This is a genomic window from Segatella copri (genome assembly GCF_019249795.2).
GTDB classification, from domain to species: domain Bacteria; phylum Bacteroidota; class Bacteroidia; order Bacteroidales; family Bacteroidaceae; genus Prevotella; species Prevotella copri_B.
Genome location: NZ_CP156891.1, coordinates 2,777,190 through 2,795,531 on the forward strand (window position 1 = coordinate 2,777,190; position 18,342 = coordinate 2,795,531).

The following is an 18,342-nucleotide window of genomic DNA, read 5'->3' on the forward strand; positions in this document are numbered from 1 at the left end:
CAAGTCTAATTAATTCTCGTATTCTATTTCCTGGTCGAGGCTGTCGACGAAGTTGCGGAAAACCTCTTCCTCCACATCGCCCATGGCAAATTCTTTCTCAGCATCCTTTCGGATTTCTGCTATCCATGAGCGGCGTGCCTTGATATAATCTTCGTGTATGCGGTTGGCATCTTCGAGTGTGATGTCACTGATGCCGTAGTAATCGCAGATCATCTGGTAGGTCCATGCCCACTGGTAGTCGCGATAGTTGGCATTGATTTCTTCAAATCGGTCGAGCAACTGTTCTATATTCTCGATAGTTCCTTCCTTCACATCCCTAACGATGCCTTCTTCTTCAGAAACCGGGAGTAGGAGTCCCGAAAGATCATCCCAATCGCCCACGCCGACATGGGTGGCTGGAGGGGTGATGGCTGGGTCGCGCTTCAGTACACGCTTCAATACGGCACCCATGTAGATGCGGAGGGCGATATCATAATATTTGATGCCCTTGTGGAGCGATGAGGCCGGTATGATATATTCGTGATAGAGATACTGCGAAACATTATCGCCCGTTACCTCGCGCAGGTTTTCAAGAATCTTCTTACCCTTCAGAATCTCGCCAACAGAATAAGGTGAAAGCCAGTCGAAGTTGACGATGCTCTTGCGGTTCTCCATAGCACGGAGGTCACGCTTAGGCCATTTCTTGATATCGCGGTACAGACCTACGGTAGTGATGTTTCTGCCCGGGATGAGGAACATCTTGTCGCCATCGGCAATGAGGTAGGCGAAAGGCAGGTTGCGGGTGTTAGGGTGATGCATCAGCTTGCCGAAGCATACTGAGAAGGAACCCAGAGTGGCTGGCATCAGGAGATAAGCACCGCTGGCTGTCTTGGAACCGCGCTCCAGAATGCCCCAGTGCATAGGTCCCATCTTGTAGGCATGGTTGCTGAAGTTGGTGGCAGAACCGGCGTTATAGAAAGAGAACATGCCTCCGATAAGCAGACTGCTCTTATGATGAGAAGCGGTGAAAGGACCGCAGAAGGCTGCACAAGCCTCGCCATTGCTCATATAGGAGTTGGCGAAGAATACGGAGGCTGATGCGGTAAAGCCGTTAGACAGCTGGCAGGCTTCGCCTACGAAGCAATCCTGTATCTTTACGCTGTTGATGACGCTGGCGCCTTCAGCGATGATGCTGTTTTCTGTAATAACGCCTGTGCCGATATATACGTTGCCATGCACAGAGCCCAATAGCGTACAGTCGCTCAGACGGGAAGCACCGTTCACTTCGCAGTAATCATTGATTACGCAGTTGGTAATCTCCTTGGTATTGATGATCTTCACATTGTTGCCAATCTGGCCCCGATCCGGCATCTTGTTGTCGATGTCGGTCTTGATGAGCTGGCGTATTTTCTCCTTCATTTCCTTGTCAGGGAAATACTTCACCATGAAGGCTGCCAGCTGGCTGTTCAGATCGCTGAAGAGGATTACGTTGCCTTCGCCCACCTCGTTGAGTACGCTCACAAGATTTCCTTCGCCGTAAGTAGCTCCCTCGGTTGTTTCCATGGTCGAGATGTTTGAGATGTAGCAATCATCGCCAATGGTATAGTTGTTGATGAAATTGCCTACGTTTTCTATCAGACAGTCGTCGCCTATGGTTACATTGCGCAAGGTGGCATTGTTGATGCCCGAATGCTTTACGAAGCCCTGGCTCACCTCCACGTTCTTGTTGAAGGATCCGATGTTTATTTCGCCATAGAGCATCACGCGGTGCATGAAGTTGGGCTTGAAATCTTCTGATACATTGACTGAGGTCCAGTCTTCGGCCCAGCAGTCGTTATGTTTAAGCACCTCGATTTCCTCGGTGGTTAAAGGTCTGTAATCATTCATAACTTACTTGTTATTGATATTTATGTTCTTACTCATAATCCTGGTACAGGAAGTCGTTGTATGGATACTTCTGTACGTGCAACTCTCTTACTTTCTTGTAGAGTATCTCTCGGAATTCGTCGATGTTCTCCTTGTTCTTTGCCGAGATGAAGAGGCAGTCCTCATTGAGTTTTGCCATCCAGGTCTTCTTCAGGTCTTCCAGCGGGATGTTCTCTTTCTCCATCGGTGTGAGGTCGTCTTCCTCTTTTTCTACCCATGAGTAATTGTCTATCTTGTTGAAGATAATCATCGATGGCTTATCGGCGCAATCCAGTTCCTTGAGCGTATTCTCTACTACCTGGATCTGCTCTTCGAAGTCGGGATGTGAGATGTCTACTACGTGCAGAAGGAGGTCAGCCTCGCGTGTCTCGTCAAGGGTACTCTTGAATGAATCGACCAGGTCGGTTGGCAATTTGCGGATGAATCCTACGGTATCGGCAAGGAGGAACGGCAGGTTGTCTACCACCACCTTGCGTACGGTGGTGTCGAGGGTGGCAAAGAGTTTGTTCTCTGCAAACACCTCGCTCTTGCTGAGCAGATTCATGATGGTAGATTTACCTACGTTGGTATAGCCCACCAGTGCCACGCGCACCATTCTGCCTCTGTTTTTTCGCTGTGTAGTCTTCTGCTTGTCGATTTCTGCCAGTCGCTCTTTGAGGAGACTCATTCTGCCGAGGATGATACGGCGGTCCATCTCGAGCTGGGTCTCACCCGGTCCACGCAGACCAACAGATCCCTTACCGCCACCCGATCCTGAACCACCACCCTGTCGTTCCAGGTGAGTCCAGAGTCTTTGCAGACGAGGGAGCATATAGCGGTATTGCGCCAACTCTACCTGGGTTTTAGCCGCAGCGGTTTGCGCACGCATGGCGAAGATATCGAGGATGAGTGAGGTGCGGTCCAGAATCTTCACCTGCAGTTCCTGTTCGATGTTACGGATCTGTTTGGCAGAAAGCTCATCATCAAAGATGACCATACCTACTTCTCTATCTTCCTCTTCTTCGTTTTTGATATATTCTTTGATTTCTTCGAGTTTACCCTTACCCACATAGGTGGTCTGGTTAGGAGAAACCACCTTCTGCGTGAATCGCTTTACGGTGACAGCCCCCGCAGTATCGGCAAGAAATTCCAGCTCGTCGAGATATTCTTTTGTCTTGGCTTCGTCCTGTGTCTTGGTAATCAGACCCACGAGTACAGCGGTTTCCGCCTTGACTTCTGATATTACAAATTCTTTCATCTATTTTCTTTATCTATATAATAATGTGAAAAGATAGTGCAAAGATAGTGTAAAATACAGAGAAAACAAAATATAGCATCAATATTTTAACTTTTTTATTAATGTGGCAGAAAATATTCAAAAGACACAAAATGCACAGCTGTATTTTAGCCACAACAGCTCACAAATGGTCTTTTTGGTGTGCAAAAATTGTAAACGTTTACGTGGTTTTTTGCATAAAAAATCGAGATTTATTTGATTTATATCAATATTTGTCTTAATTTTGCACCCAGAAAAAGAATTGATTTTCAAAAACGATAAAATCATAACTACATAAAAAACACAAACTGCTGAAACATTCAAAAACTTCAAAGGCCTCGACGCGATGTCGGGGCTTTTTGTTTTCTTCTCATCTAAAGGCTTTTCTTACCATTTATTTTTCCTCGTTTTTGTCTCTTTTTCGTTAGATTTTACGAAAATGGATGCTTTTTGAACAAAAAGTATACTCTTTTCTCTGCAAAATAACTTATCTTTGCATGCGGTTTTGTTGTATGCAGCAGTAACTGGAGTAGTATGCCGGCTATACTGCTGTAGCATCATAGAGAAGATTATAAATCAACCTAACAATAAAATGAAAATGAAGCAAAAAGTTTGTATTGCTAGTATTTTGTTGCTCGGCACGGTTTGTGCGAAAGCCAACAATTATAAAGTAAGTTCACCTGACGGCAGATTGGCGGTCAAGGTGGAATGTGTAGACGGAAAGGCTTTCTATTCGGTAGAGCTGAATGGCAAGCAGATGCTTAAACCTTCTGCCTTGGGACTGGTAGCCAACTATGGCGACTTCTCCCAGCATCTTACCATGGGTGCGATGAAAGGAACAGAGAAGCATCTTTCTTACGACATGACCCGTATCAAGAAAAGCCACATCGAAAAGGATGTTTATGAGGCTACCATCGGATTCCTCAATGCCAAGAAGGATTCCATGACCTTGCATCTCCATGTAAGCAACAACGATGTTGCCTACAAATATGAGATGATCCGTCCGAAGAAGAATAACCCTAAGTCGGTGATTATATATAATGAGGTGAGCGGTTTCAATTTCCCTGAGCAGACCACCACTTTCCTCTGCCCTCAAATCGGTCCGATGACTGGTTGGGAACGAACCAAACCATCTTACGAAGAAGAATATACTCCGAATGCTCCGATGACAAAGAAGTCGCAGTTTGGTGTGGGCTATACCTTCCCTTGTCTCTTCAAGGTGGGTAATGACGGTTGGGCATTGGTCAGCGAAACAGGAGTATCGAGTGCATATCCAGCCAGCAGACTTTCTGATTATGATGCAGCGAAGGGATATACGGTAGCTTTCCCTCAGAAAGGTGAAAACAACGGAATCGGTTCAGAATATGCCGGTATACCTTTGCCGGGCGAAACACCATGGCGTACCATTACCGTTGGCACCACATTGGCTCCTATAGTAGAAACTACCATCCCTTACGATGTGGTAGAACCTCTGTATGAGCCAACTCAGCAGTATAAGCCTTCACGCTATACCTGGAGCTGGCTGATCTGGCAGGATGAGAGTATCAACTATGATGACCAGGTGAAGATGATAGATGTTGCTGCGGCTCAGGGCTATGAGGCTATCCTCGTAGACAACTGGTGGGACCAGCGCATCGGTCGTGACAAGATTGAGAAATTGGCTCAGTATGCCAAGAGCAAGCAGGTTAGTCTGATGCTCTGGTATAATTCGAATGGTTTCGAGAATGATGCTCCACAGACTCCACGTCAGATTATGAACAATTCCATCGCCCGCAAGAAGGAGATGGCTTGGATGAAGAAGATAGGTATTGTGGGAATCAAAGTTGATTTCTTCGGTGGTGACAAGCAGGAGACGATGAAACTCTACGAAGATATTCTGAGCGATGCCAACGATTATGGTCTGGAGGTGATCTTCCACGGTTGTACCATGCCTAGAGGTTGGGAGCGCATGTATCCTAACTATGTTTCCAGCGAGGCAGCATTGGCTTCTGAGAATGTATATTTCACCGATTATCATGCCAAAAAGGAGGCTTTCGAGATGACGATGCATCCGTTCTCAAGAAATGCTGTAGCCAGCTTCGACTGGGGTGGCGTGATGATGAACAAATATCTTTCAAGAGATAACAAGAGCCGTCATCAGCGCTATACAAGTAATGTCTTCGAGATGGCAACCGCTATCACCAATCAGAGCAGCGTAAACTGTGTTTGTCTCTATCCTAACAATCTTCAGGATGTTCCTCAATGGGAATTGGACTGGTTGAAGGGCTTGCCTACAGCATGGGACGATGTGAAGTTTATCGCAGGATATCCTACGAAGTATGCGGTTGTAGCCCGTAAGGCGTCTCAAGAGAACGGCTCTGGTGCAGCAATCAATAACGGAAAATGGATTGTCGGTGGTTTGAATGCTACAGACAAGCCGCTCACCCTGACCCTCAATCTGCCTATGTTCGCTGGCAAGACTGTGGAATATCTTACCGATCAGCCAAAGAAACAGGGTGAGAAGTTCTACACTTCGGTAAAGAAGACCTTGAAAGTAGGCAAGAATGGTAAGGCAAAGGTTGTGATTCAGCCAAATGGCGGTATTATCATCAATTAGAATGCTGTTCATCGCCGGTAATGAATCCGCAGAAACAATACATAATAAATAAAAAGGGGTGATTACAAAATCATCCCTTTTTTCGTCTTAAAACTAAATTAAAAACTAAACGAATAACAATAATGATGACAGCAAACTACAGCAGAAAGTGGATGATGGCAGGTCTTCTTGCTTTTTCTGCCTTTACCTCCCCAGTCATGGCACAGCACAATGGACTGGTAGATATGAGCCACAGCAAGGAAGCCCGAATGGTAAATATGCCTTTGGGAAGTACCCGTTGGACAGGCGGTTTTTGGGGTGGCCGATTCAAGGTCTTTTCAGAAACCTCGCTTTGGGATATGTGGAAAACCTGGGATACACCCGAGGTATCGCACGGCTTCCGTAATTTCGAGATTGCGGCGGGCGATGCTGAAGGCGAACATTGGGGACCTCCTTTTCATGATGGCGATATGTATAAATGGCTTGAGGCATGTGCTTCGGTTTATGCAGTAACCCATGATCAGAAACTAGATGCCCTGATGGATTGCTTTATTGCCGAAGTAGCTAAGGCACAGCGTGCCGATGGTTATATCCATACCCCTGTGGTGATAGATGAGCGCCATAAGGGCATCGATACGCATGCTCTCAAAGACCGGAAAGATGAAGCCGAAATCGGTATCACAGTAGGAGGAAAAGATGAGAAAGGAGCCTTTGCCAGCCGTCTCAACTTCGAAACCTATAATCTGGGACATCTGATGACTGCCGGTATCGTACATTGGCGTGCCACAGGCAAGAAGACTCTCTTCAACTGTGCACTCAAGGCAGCCGATTTTCTCTATGATTTTCTGAAGAACCAGCGCGATGAGTTGGCGCGCAATGCAATCTGTCCTTCTCATTATATGGCAGCTTCAGAGATGTACCGTGCTACCGGTGACAAGCGTTATCTGGAACTGGCAGAGGGATTGATAGCCATTCGTGATGAAGTGAAGAATGGTGAAGATCACAATCAGGATCGCCATCCTTTCCGTGAGCAATATGAGGCGATGGGGCATGCGGTGAGAGCCAACTATCTCTATGCGGGTGTAGCTGATCTCTATGCCGAAACAGGCGAGAAGCAACTCATGAAGAATCTGTCCAGTATCTGGGATGATATCACCTATCGCAAGATTTATATCACAGGTGGATGCGGTGCCCTCTATGATGGTGTGTCACCTGATGGAACCACTTACGATCAGCCTAGCATTCAGCAGATTCACCAGGCATACGGCAGAGCATATCAGTTGCCAAACGAGACTTCGCATAATGAAACCTGTGCGCAGATTGGTAATATCTTCTTATCCTGGCGTATGCTCGAAACCACAGCTGATGCCCGCTATATGGATATGGTAGAAAACGAACTCCTGAATGGAGTCTTGCCGGGCATTTCGCTCGATGGTACCCGATATTTCTATACTCAGGCCCTGCGCCGTACGGGCGATTTCCCTTATGTGATGCGCTGGCCGAAAACCCGCCAGAAGTATATCAGTTGCTTCTGCTGTCCACCTAACACCCTTCGTGCACTTTGCGAAGCGCAGGAGTATGCTTATGCCGTGAAAGGGGATACTTTGTGGGTGAACATGTATGGTGATAATCATCTGAAAACAAAGGATGTTGATATGGAGATGACTTCAGGTTATCCTTATGATGGCAAGGTTTCCATTCGCATCAACAAGGCTAAGAATATCAGAACCTTGATGCTCCGCGTGCCGGGAGAGGGTAGATATGAGGCGATTTCTGCTACTGATTCAAAAGGCAGACAGACTGGTTGGAAGAAGGGAACCCTCGTAGAACGAACATTTGATATGAAACCTCGTCTGGTGGAGGCTAACCCTTTGGTTGAAGAGAATAAGAACCAGATAGCCGTGATGCGCGGACCTATTGTCTATTGTTTGGAAAATGTGGATATCGATGCTTCTTCTGTTCCTGCTTCCTGCAAAGATAAGTATGGTAGGGTAAGCGTGAATGATATCGTGATTCCTGCTGATATCCAATGGACTGAAGTAAAAAAGACGATCGACGGTCACGAGTTTGTTGCGCTCCAGGGGGAGGCGCTGCTTGCTGAAAAGGGAACTGCAGCATCCTGGCAGAAGAACCAGCTTTACCGTACACTTGCTCCTGCCCAGAAAAAAGTAAATGTTACGCTCATTCCTTATTATGCCTGGGATAATCGGGGTAGTGATGTGGAAATGTCGGTTTGGCTTTCAGTTAGAAAATAATTTTTTTTAGTTATGAAATTAAGAAGAATCCTATTGCTGGGAATGCTGGGCTTCAGCCTCGCTCTCTCTGCAGAAAATAAGAAGATAGGCTATGTGCAAGTATCACCAGATTCTTCTCTCGCTGATGCGGTTCGCAAGGCTCGCGAGATGAGAAGATTGAGACAGGCAGATTCGGTAGTAGTTAAAATGCAGGCGGGGCAATACCGACTCTATGAACCTCTGGTGCTCCGTCCGGAAGACAGTCATCTCTGTTTTGAGGGAACGCCTTCGGTAAAGCATTCGGCAGGTACGGTACTTACAGGAGCCGTACCTGTTACCGGATGGAAGAAACAGGGCAGATATTTGGTGGCTGATGTGCCTGATTTCAATGGATGTCCTATGAATTTCCGACATCTCTGGGTGAATCACTCGCGGGCTGATAGGGCACGTGGCGTGAGTGATTTCAATCAGATGCCGCGCATCAGATGGGTAGACAAGAAGAAACGCGTCATCTGGGTTCCGGCTTCTGCTGTTCGTCAGCTTCTGACGGGTGCTAAGGATAAGGCGGGTAACAGCATCATCCGACCGGATGCAAGATATGCAGAGATGACGCTGCATCAGATGTGGGAGGTAAGTTATCTGCGCATCAGAAACATCCGTATTCAGGGCGATTCTGCTGCCATATCTTTCCACGATCCTGAGGCTAAGATTCAGTTTGAACGTCCTTGGCCTTCACCTATGTATAATTGTGAGCACAATTCTCCTTTCTTTATCTCGAATGCGCTGCCTCTTCTGGATAAACCGGGCGAATGGTATCATGATATCCGTACGCATAAACTGTATTATATGCCTAGGAAAGGGGAGCGTATGGATGTTGCGGCGCCGGCTTTGGAAACGTTGGTGAAATTCGAGGGAACCAGAGAAAAAATGGTGGATGCTGTTACTTTCAGAAATGTAAACTTTGAAGTTACAACATGGAACCGCCCTTCTTACAAGGGACATGTACCTTTGCAGGCGGGAATGTTCATTACCGAAGGTTACAAACTGCGCCCTAGTATCGACCGTGTGAACAACCATAAACTAGATAATCAGGATTGGCTTGGCAGACCCGCTGCTGCTGTTGAATTGCGCTATGCAAGCAGAGCGGTTTTCGATTCATGCTCTTTTGGACATCTGGGTGGCGATGGTCTCGATTTTGTTGAGGGTTGCCGGGATGGAGCAGTACTTAGCAGCACCTTCGAAGATATAGCGATGAATGGATTGGTATGTGGCAGCTTTTCGCCTGCCGGTCTGGAGACGCATCTGCCTTATCGTCCGCAGGATTTGCGTGAGGTGTGCAGCGGACTGCATGTCAGGAACTGCGAGTTCTCTGATGTTACAAACGAGGAGTGGGGTACCTGTGCTATCGCTTTGGGTTACGTCAGCCGCATGAACATCGAACATAATTATATTCATGATGTCAGTTATTCGGCTATCAGTATGGGATGGGGTTGGAATCGCGATTTGGTTGTGATGCATGATAATCGCATTCATGCCAATCTTATCGAGCGCTATGCTGCCCATATGTACGATTGCGCTGGCATCTACACACTTGGCAACCAGCCAAACACGGTTATTTCAGAGAATGTAGTGCGGGATATCTTCCATCCTTCCTACGTACACGATCCTCATCATTATTTCTATCTCTATACTGATGAGGGTTCTTCTAATATTCTCCTGAAAGATAACTGGACGCCAGAAGAGAAATTCCTGAAAAACGCCTGCGGTCCTAATAATGTCTGGCAGAATAATGGTCCGCAGGTGGCTGATGAAATTGTGAAGAAGGCAGGGAAAATAAAGGAGTAGGGATGAAGTGAAAAATAAAAACAGCTGTCTTTGCTAATTAGAAAGTTCAAGGTTCAAAGTAAAAAGCGTATGAAATTTATCGGAATATGGATGGTCAGTATGATGCTGCCATCTGGATTACATGCAGCCACATGGCTGAAGAATCTGAAAGTGGAATATCGGAATACTCCACTGGCAGTAGGTGTCATGCATCCTCGGTTTGCCTGGCAGATGGAGGTTGATGACAAAAGTAGAGGAAATCTGCAGAGTGCTTACCGGATATCTGTTATTGATGAAACGGGTAAGGAAGTCTGGAATACGGGTAAGGTGAAAAGTACCGAATCGCTAGGCATACAGTATGCTGGCGAATCGCTTCGCCCTTCTACCCGCTACCAGTGGCATCTTACAGTCTGGAATCAGAAAAACGAAGAGCTGCAGGCTTCTTCTGCTTTTGAAACAGCCTTGGTGCTGGGTACAGACTATAACCATCCTGTCGCGACAGCCGGAAAAGGAACATATCTGGCTTGGGAAGGTGCTAAATGGATAGGAAGAGGCAATGCTCCCGTGATGTTCTATGCCCCTTATTTCCCAACCTTCCGACTTCATTACGAACTGCAACTCGATAAGAAATCGAAGTCAACAGCAGCTTCCTTCATCTTCGGTGCCAACGATCCCCGACTGATGGATCGCAATAAGAATCTCTTAGGGGTATCCAATGCGAAGGATTCTTCTTATATCCGCGTAGAACTTGATATTGCGCCTCTCAGAAAGTCGAAGCCTGCCCGTATCAATTTCTATCGTCGGGGCTACAAGGTTGGCGAGACGGATGCCGCACCTTTGGTTTCCTACGATATTCCTACTGCGGTTATCAACAGGCAGAACCAGTATGCTGCCCATCAGATAGATATTTCGATGGATACCGGTGCGGCAACTCTCTTCCTGGATGGAAAGGAAATTGTTGGTGAAAAGGTGGAAATCGATACTGATGGCAAACAACATTCTGTAGGAAGTCTGATTCTGAATCCTACCGGAGAACAGGGTAATAACTATATTGCCTATCCGATGCTAGTCGATTGGGGATATTACGTGGCTAAAGGTCAGAAGGCTACTTTCAGTCATATTGAGGTAAGAAACTTTAAATCGCCTCAGAATGTGGTAGCTGCTCCTTTACAGCAACTCTCTGCCAGCCAGCTCTCTGCCAACCAACTCTCTGCCAATCAGCTCTCTGTAGATGGAAAGAAAGAAGGTGCGCTTGGCATCTTTGCCTTTAAGGAGAATACTGCGCCTATGCTTCGTACAGAGTTCGCTACCTCCGGCAAAAAAGTCAGAAAAGCCCGTCTTTATGCTACTGCCCGCGGAATCTACGACATCTATATAGATGGTAAGGCAGTAAGTAAAGCTTATTTCAACCCTGGTACTACAGAGTATAACCATACTCATACTTACCAGACCTTCGATGTAACTTCTTTGCTTCAGCAGTCGGGTGAGCATGCTATCGGAGCCGTCCTTTCCGAAGGATGGTGGAGTGGTGGTGCCACCTATGTAACCGGAAATTGGAATTTCTATGGCGACAGGCAGTCGTTAATGGCAAAGTTGCAGATAACCTACGAGGATGGTTCACAGCAAACCATCGTTACCGATCCTGCAACCTGGAAAAGCTATGATGATGGCGCTGTAAGATATGGCAGTTTCTTTATGGGTGAGGTATATGATGCACGCAAGGAACAAGACTGCAAAGGATGGGCGATGCCTCATTTCGATGACAGAAATTGGCAGACTGCTGTAGAAGTGAAGGAATCAGATTTCAAGACTTCTGAGGATTTCCAGCTTCTTCCTGATATGGCAGAGGCAATCATGCCTGTTGATACCCTGACGGCTCTCAATTGTGTAGAACCGCGCAAGGGTGTTTATGTCTATGATCTCGGACAGAATATGGCGGGTGTTCCGCTGGTACATTTCTCAGGTTTGAAACCTGGCACGGAAGTAAAGATCCGTACAGCCGAAATCAAATATCCTGATTTGCCAGCCTATCATGATCATGTAGGCATGATCATGACCGAGAATCTGCGTGTGGCAACTTCGCAGGATGTTTATGTAGCCAGGGGAGGTGAAGAGACTTTCTCGCCTAGATATACCCTTCATGGATTCAGATATCTTGAGATTACGGGTGTTGATGCTCCGGTAGCGCCAGACCAGATAAAGGCGATCGTAGTGAGTTCGATGAATGAGCAGGCTTCGCAATATTCTACCTCCCGTTCTGATATCAACCGCTTGTGGCTCAATTCGGTATGGTCTACGCGTTCTAATTTCATGTCTGTTCCAACCGATTGTCCTCAGCGTAATGAACGTCTGGGTTGGATGGGTGATATTTCCGTATTCGGGCGTTCTGCTACATATATTACCGATGCTTCCCAGTTCTTGCGCCGCTATCTTATCTCTGTCCGTGATTTGCAGAGTGCTAAGGGACAGTATCCAGATGTAGCTCCAACCAATTGTGGCTTCGGTGGCTTGTTATGGGCAAGTGCCGGTGTAACCTTGCCTTGGGAGCTCTACCAGCAATATGGCGACAAGGCTATGTTGGCTGAACATTACGCATCGATGAAACGCTATATCCAGTTTGTGCTGGATGAGTATGTGGATAAGAAAACAGGACTTATCGTACAGCATCATCAGTGGGGCGATTTGGGCGATTGGCTCAGTCCGTCTTATGAAAAAGATGATAAGTCGCTCGTATGGGAATGTTATTTCATATTCGATCTGGATATTCTTTCTCAGATGGCAAAGGCTTTGGGCAAGACTGAGGATGCGGCATGGCTGACCCGGTTGGCGAACGAGCGCAGGGCTTTCTTCAGGAAAACATTCGTTGATGAGGCTACAGGTAAGACCATCTGTTCGTGGTATGATGCTGAGCGCAAGGGACAGTTGATTGATACCCAGACATCTTATGCTCTTCCTTTGGCATTCCATGTGGTAGATGGTGACTTACAGAAGAAGATGGCGGCTCATCTCGCTGCAGCCATCAAGACTCCGATGGCCGGTTATCCTGCTTATTCGCTCCTGACGGGTTTTATCGGTACCGCTTGGATCAGTAAGGCACTTTCGGATAATGGTATGTCCGAGGAGGCTTACCGTTTGCTGCAGTACGAGGGTTATCCTTCCTGGCTTTATCCTGTAAAGAATGGAGCCACGACGATTTGGGAGCGTTTGAACTCTTATACAGTAAAGGATGGATTTGGTGAGAACAACAGTATGAATTCGTTCAATCACTATTCTTTTGGAGCTGTAGCATCGTGGATGTACAATTACTCTCTCGGTATCTGCCGTGATGAGAAATCGCCTGGTTTCAAGCATTTCATCCTGAAGCCGGAGGTTGACCCTACGCGTGGCATTACTCATGCTGAGGGTTATTACGATTCAATGTATGGCAGAATCAGAAGCCGTTGGCAATATACTGATTCCGGTATCCGTTATGAGTTTACGGTTCCTGCCAATACGACAGCCTCTCTCTACTTGCCTGCCCCTGCTGTCTCTTTCATTTCAGAGAATGGTAAGCCGTTGAAAAAGGCATCGGGAGTCAGATACGTAAGTGCTGATAAGGAACTCCATCATTTGGAGCTCGCCTCTGGATCTTATCAGTTTGATATAAAACAGAAATAACTTGCTAAAGTTCTGTAAAATAAAAAATGGGTGGCAGATTTGATATCTGTCACCCATTATCTTTATGATTAAAACCTGTATCCTGCGGATAGATTATCTGCTGGAATTATTGGTTCTTGAAGACCAATCCATCTGCATCTGTATGATCGATGGTAATTGGCTTCTCTCTGCTAACCTCTTCTGCAAGAATCTTCTTACTCAAGTCGTTCAAGACATAATCCTGGATAGCGCGCTTTACAGGACGGGCACCAAACTCTGGGTCGTATCCTACCTTTGCCAGATACTGGATAGCTGCAGGAGTCCAGCGAAGTTCAAAGCCCTGAGGCTCCAACATCTTCTTTACTCGCTTCATCTGAAGTTCTACAACCTCGGCAATCTGCTCCTGGGTCAACGGCTTGAAGGTAATGATATCATCAATACGGTTCAGGAACTCAGGACGGAAGGTCTTGCGCAACATCTCACGGCTTGCGTTGGAAGTCATGATGATGATGGTGTTCTTGAAGTTGACTACACGACCCTTGTTGTCAGTCAACCGACCATCGTCCAATACCTGCAACAGGGTATTGAATACGTCAGGATGCGCCTTCTCTATCTCATCGAAGAGTACCACACTATATGGTTTGCGGCGTACAGCCTCGGTCAACTGACCACCTTCATCGTAGCCTACATACCCTGGAGGCGCACCGATCAGACGGGTTACGCTAAACTTCTCCTGATATTCACTCATATCAATTCGGGTCATCATCGACTCGTCATTGAACAGATACTCAGCCAGCGCCTTGGCAAGTTCCGTCTTACCTACACCGGTAGTACCGAGGAAGATAAAGCTGGCGATAGGACGCTTAGGATCCTGCAAACCGGCACGGCTGCGGCGAACGGCATCACTTACAGCGGTGATAGCCTCGTCCTGTCCGATGACTCTCTTGTGGAGTTCTTCCTCCAGATGGAGCAGTTTCTCACGCTCGCTCTGCATCATACGGCTTACTGGTATTCCGGTCCAGCGGCTTACAACCTCAGCGATATCATCAGCAGTAACCTCCTCTCTGACCATCGCTGCGCCACCCTGTGTACTCTTCAGCTGCCCCTGAATCTTCTTGATGTCATCCTCGAGCGCCTTCAGTTTAGAGTAGCGGATTTCAGCTACGCGTTCGTAATTGCCTTCGCGCTCCATGCGTTCAGCCTCAAACTTCAGGTTTTCTATCTCCTGCTTATCCTGCTGAATCTTGTTGACGAGCGCTTTTTCGCCTTCCCATTTAGCACGGAAGTCATGCTCCTGATCCTTCAATTCTGCAATTTCCTTATCCAGCTGCTGAATCTTAGGCTGGTCATTCTCGCGCTTGATGGCCTCACGCTCAATCTCCAACTGCTTCAAGTGGCGGGTAATCTCATCCAGTTCTTCTGGTACAGAGTCACGCTCCATTCTCAGTTTGGCTGCTGCCTCATCCATCAGGTCGATAGCCTTATCAGGGAGGAATCTGTCAGAGATGTATCTCTCTGATAACTTGACGGCTGCGATGCAGGCATCATCCTGAATACGTACCTTATGATGGTTCTCGTAGCGCTCCTTGATACCACGGAGGATACTGATGGCGTCTACCTCGTCAGGCTCATTGACCATGACGGTCTGGAAACGGCGTTCCAGCGCCTTATCCTTCTCGAAGTACTTCTGATACTCGTTGAGGGTAGTAGCACCGATGGCTCTCAGTTCACCACGAGCCAGGGCTGGCTTCAGAATGTTGGCAGCATCCATGGCACCCTCGCCACCGCCAGCACCTACCAGCGTGTGAATCTCATCGATGAAGAGGATAATCTGGCCGTTGGCGTTGGTTACCTCTTTGATGACGCTCTTCAGACGCTCCTCGAACTCACCCTTATATTTGGCACCGGCTACCAGCGCACCCATATCGAGAGAATAGAGTTGCTTGTTCTTCAGATTCTCCGGTACATCGCCACGTACGATACGCTCGGCAAGACCTTCTACGATAGCGGTCTTACCTGTACCAGGTTCACCTATCAGAATAGGGTTGTTCTTGGTTCTTCGTGACAGAATCTGGAGTACTCTTCTTATTTCCTCATCACGTCCGATAACTGGGTCCAGCTTGCCGCTTCTAGCCTGTTCTACAAGGTTTTTCGCATATTTCTCCAAACTCTGATAGTTATCATCTGCGCTTTGTGATTTTACGTTCTGTCCCTGTCTCAGTGCCTGGATGGCAGCGAGCATATCTTTGGCATTTGCACCAGCATCCTTCAGAATACGTGCAGCAGTAGAATTGCCCTGTACGATAGCCAACAGGATAGGTTCTACGCTAACGAACTCGTCGCCCATTTTCTTGGCGGTATCCTCGGCATTCATCAGTATCTGGTTAGTCTCGTTGCTGAGGTACGGCTGACCGCCGCCTTGCACACGAGGCAGATGTTGCATCTCCTGACGCAAGAGCATGGCGATTTGCTGTCCGTTCATGCCCAACTTCTGGAAGATGTAGTTGGTCACATCAGTAGCCTTTTCAAGAATACCGCTAAGCAGATGTACCGGTTCGATGGTTTGCTGACCATTTCGCTGCGCAATGTTTACGGCTTCCTGTACTGCCTCCTGCGCCTTGATTGTAAATTTGTCGAATGTCATATTAATATCTCCTTTCTTATATTATATATTCTTATTTGTGTTATTCGGATGAGCTCCGGAATCTCCTCTTCGGAAACCTCCCGGTGCGTTCCTCCCATCCTTTAGCGAAACTTATGCCTATTCGTTGAAAATCAATGGTTTACTGACAATCTGTCTTGTTTTGAATAGATAAAAGATAGAAATAAGATATATTTCCGGACAGAATGACAGAAGAAGGCGGTTTGAGTACGGGCTGAAGGCCCAGGTTCCTTTCAGGACATGTGGGGCTTACTGGCGAAAGTTCAGTACGCGAAGAAATGATAGGATTAGAATTCGCTCAGATTGCTTATTTCTTGATTTCTCTCAATTATCTTTTAAATATCCTTTAAATAATGCTATTTTATGGGGGGAAATGTTGTGTAATCAAAATAATCTTCGTACCTTTGCACCATCATAAATTATAATTTATAAGTTCAATGGCTGAAACAAAGAAAATCAAGACAGCGTTGGTGTCTGTCTTCCACAAGGATGGCTTGGACGAATTGCTCGCCAAGTTGAATGAAGAGGGTGTAAAATTCCTGAGTACTGGTGGTACCCAGAAGTTTATCGAATCTTTGGGTTATGAATGCGAGAAAGTTGAGGAGGTCACTACCTATCCATCTATCTTGGGTGGCCGCGTAAAGACTCTTCATCCTAAAATATTTGGAGGTATCTTGGCTCGCCGTGACAACGAGGGTGACCAGGAGCAGATGAAGGAATACGAAATCCCTTCTATCGATCTCGTCATCGTAGACTTGTATCCTTTCGAGCAGACTGTAGCTAGCGGTGCTAGCGATGCTGATATCATCGAGAAAATCGATATTGGCGGTATCTCTTTGATTCGTGCAGGTGCCAAAAACTTCAAGGACGTGGTGATCGTTCCTAGCAAGACTGAATACGGCGTATTGCTCGATATCCTGAAGAAGAAGGGTGCTGAGACTGATATCGAAGACCGCAAGATGTTTGCAGAGCGTGCATTCGGTGTAAGCTCTCACTACGATACTGCAATCCATGCATGGTTTGCTAAGTAAACTCTCGGAAAAATAAAGTAGTTAAGGAGTTAAGAAGTGGAAGAAGTCAGGACAAGTGTCTGCGGGGATTCCTCCCCGGTATATGACAGACTGTTGCCGTGGCTTCTATGCTCCTTTAACTCCTTAACTCCTTAAATAAAAAGAAAATTTTAAGCTTAAAATAATATAGATTTTAGAAACGAAATGGGATTTTTTTCATTTATTCAGGAAATCGCAATGGACTTGGGAACAGCCAATACCATCATTATCAGTGATGATAAGATTGTAGTGGATGAACCTTCTGTTGTAGCCCTTGACCGCCGCACCGACAAGATGATTGCTGTGGGCGAGAAGGCTAAGATGATGTACGAGAAGACTCATGATAATATCCGTACTATCAGACCATTGCGTGATGGTGTGATTGCCGACTTTACTGCCTGTGAGCAGATGATGCGTGGATTGATTAAGATGGTTCATACTGGTAGCCGTCTCTTCTCTCCTTCACTCCGTATGGTTATCGGTGTACCTTCTGGTTCTACCGAGGTTGAGCTTCGTGCTGTGCGCGACTCTGCCGAGCATGCCGACGGGCGTGATGTATATTTGATTTTTGAGCCAATGGCAGCCGCTATCGGTATCGGTATCGATGTTGAGGCTCCAGAGGGTAATATGATTGTTGATATAGGTGGTGGTTCTACCGAAATCGCTGTCATCTCATTGGGTGGTATCGTATCGAACAACTCAATCCGTACAGCCGGTGACGACCTTACTGCCGATATCCAGGAATATATGAGCCGTCAGCACAACGTGAAGGTTTCTGAGCGTATGGCTGAGCGTATCAAGATTCATGTGGGTTCAGCTCTGACCGATCTGGGTGATGAGGCTCCAGAGGACTTCATCGTACATGGTCCTAACCGTATTACAGCGTTGCCTATGGAGGTGCCTGTATGCTACCAGGAGATTGCTCACTGTCTGGATAAGACCGTGGCAAAGATTGAGAACGCTGTGCTCTCAGCATTGGAGAACACACCTCCTGAGCTCTATGCCGATATCGTGAAGAATGGTATCTGGCTCTCTGGTGGTGGTGCTTTGCTCCGCGGTCTCGACAAGCGTTTGCAGGATAAGATCAATATCCCATTCCACATTGCAGAAGATCCATTGCACAGTGTTGCCAAGGGTGCTGGTATTGCGTTGAAGAATGTAGACCGTTTCTCATTCTTGATGAGATAATCAGAACTTATTCT

At 46.8% G+C, this 18,342-nt stretch carries 9 protein-coding genes; 6 read left to right on the top strand and 3 right to left on the bottom strand.

Annotated elements, in window-relative coordinates; translation table 11 throughout:
* Positions 1 to 9: 9 nt before the first annotated feature.
* Positions 10 to 1,866, bottom strand: a complete 1,857-nt coding sequence (locus KUA48_RS11500) for a DUF4954 family protein (protein WP_218432864.1) — start codon at positions 1,864 to 1,866, stop codon at positions 10 to 12.
* Between the two features lie 28 nt (positions 1,867 to 1,894).
* Positions 1,895 to 3,142 (bottom strand): GTPase HflX, encoded by a 1,248-nt coding sequence (gene hflX / locus KUA48_RS11505; RefSeq protein WP_022120421.1) that lies wholly within the window; start codon positions 3,140 to 3,142, stop codon positions 1,895 to 1,897.
* Between the two features lie 616 nt (positions 3,143 to 3,758).
* On the opposite strand from hflX, the gene KUA48_RS11510 reads away from it, so the two are divergent.
* The 4 genes from KUA48_RS11510 (at position 3,759) to KUA48_RS11525 (ending at position 13,450) form a co-directional block, all read left to right on the top strand.
* On the top strand, positions 3,759 to 5,756 hold the full coding sequence (locus KUA48_RS11510) for a glycoside hydrolase family 97 protein (RefSeq protein ID WP_153094801.1): 1,998 nt from the start codon (positions 3,759 to 3,761) through the stop codon (positions 5,754 to 5,756).
* A gap of 122 nt (positions 5,757 to 5,878) precedes the next feature.
* Positions 5,879 to 7,990, top strand: a complete 2,112-nt coding sequence (locus KUA48_RS11515) for a beta-L-arabinofuranosidase domain-containing protein (RefSeq protein WP_153072393.1) — start codon at positions 5,879 to 5,881, stop codon at positions 7,988 to 7,990.
* 12 nt (positions 7,991 to 8,002) lie between these two features.
* Complete coding sequence (locus tag KUA48_RS11520) at positions 8,003 to 9,814, top strand: right-handed parallel beta-helix repeat-containing protein (protein ID WP_118255635.1); 1,812 nt, start codon at positions 8,003 to 8,005, stop codon at positions 9,812 to 9,814.
* A gap of 69 nt (positions 9,815 to 9,883) precedes the next feature.
* On the top strand, positions 9,884 to 13,450 hold the full coding sequence (locus KUA48_RS11525; RefSeq protein ID WP_218432866.1) for an alpha-L-rhamnosidase: 3,567 nt from the start codon (positions 9,884 to 9,886) through the stop codon (positions 13,448 to 13,450).
* A 106-nt stretch (positions 13,451 to 13,556) separates the two neighbouring features.
* Here KUA48_RS11525 and clpB read toward each other — a convergent pair whose 3' ends face one another.
* A complete protein-coding gene (gene clpB, locus KUA48_RS11530) occupies positions 13,557 to 16,073 on the bottom strand; it encodes an ATP-dependent chaperone ClpB (protein WP_218432868.1) in 2,517 nt (838 codons plus the stop codon).
* A gap of 455 nt (positions 16,074 to 16,528) precedes the next feature.
* On the opposite strand from clpB, the gene KUA48_RS11535 reads away from it, so the two are divergent.
* Complete coding sequence (locus tag KUA48_RS11535; RefSeq protein ID WP_118255632.1) at positions 16,529 to 17,122, top strand: IMP cyclohydrolase; 594 nt, start codon at positions 16,529 to 16,531, stop codon at positions 17,120 to 17,122.
* A gap of 183 nt (positions 17,123 to 17,305) precedes the next feature.
* Entirely contained in the window at positions 17,306 to 18,328 is a 1,023-nt protein-coding gene (locus KUA48_RS11540) for a rod shape-determining protein (RefSeq protein WP_006847875.1), read from the top strand.
* The last annotated feature ends 14 nt before the right edge of the window (positions 18,329 to 18,342 follow it).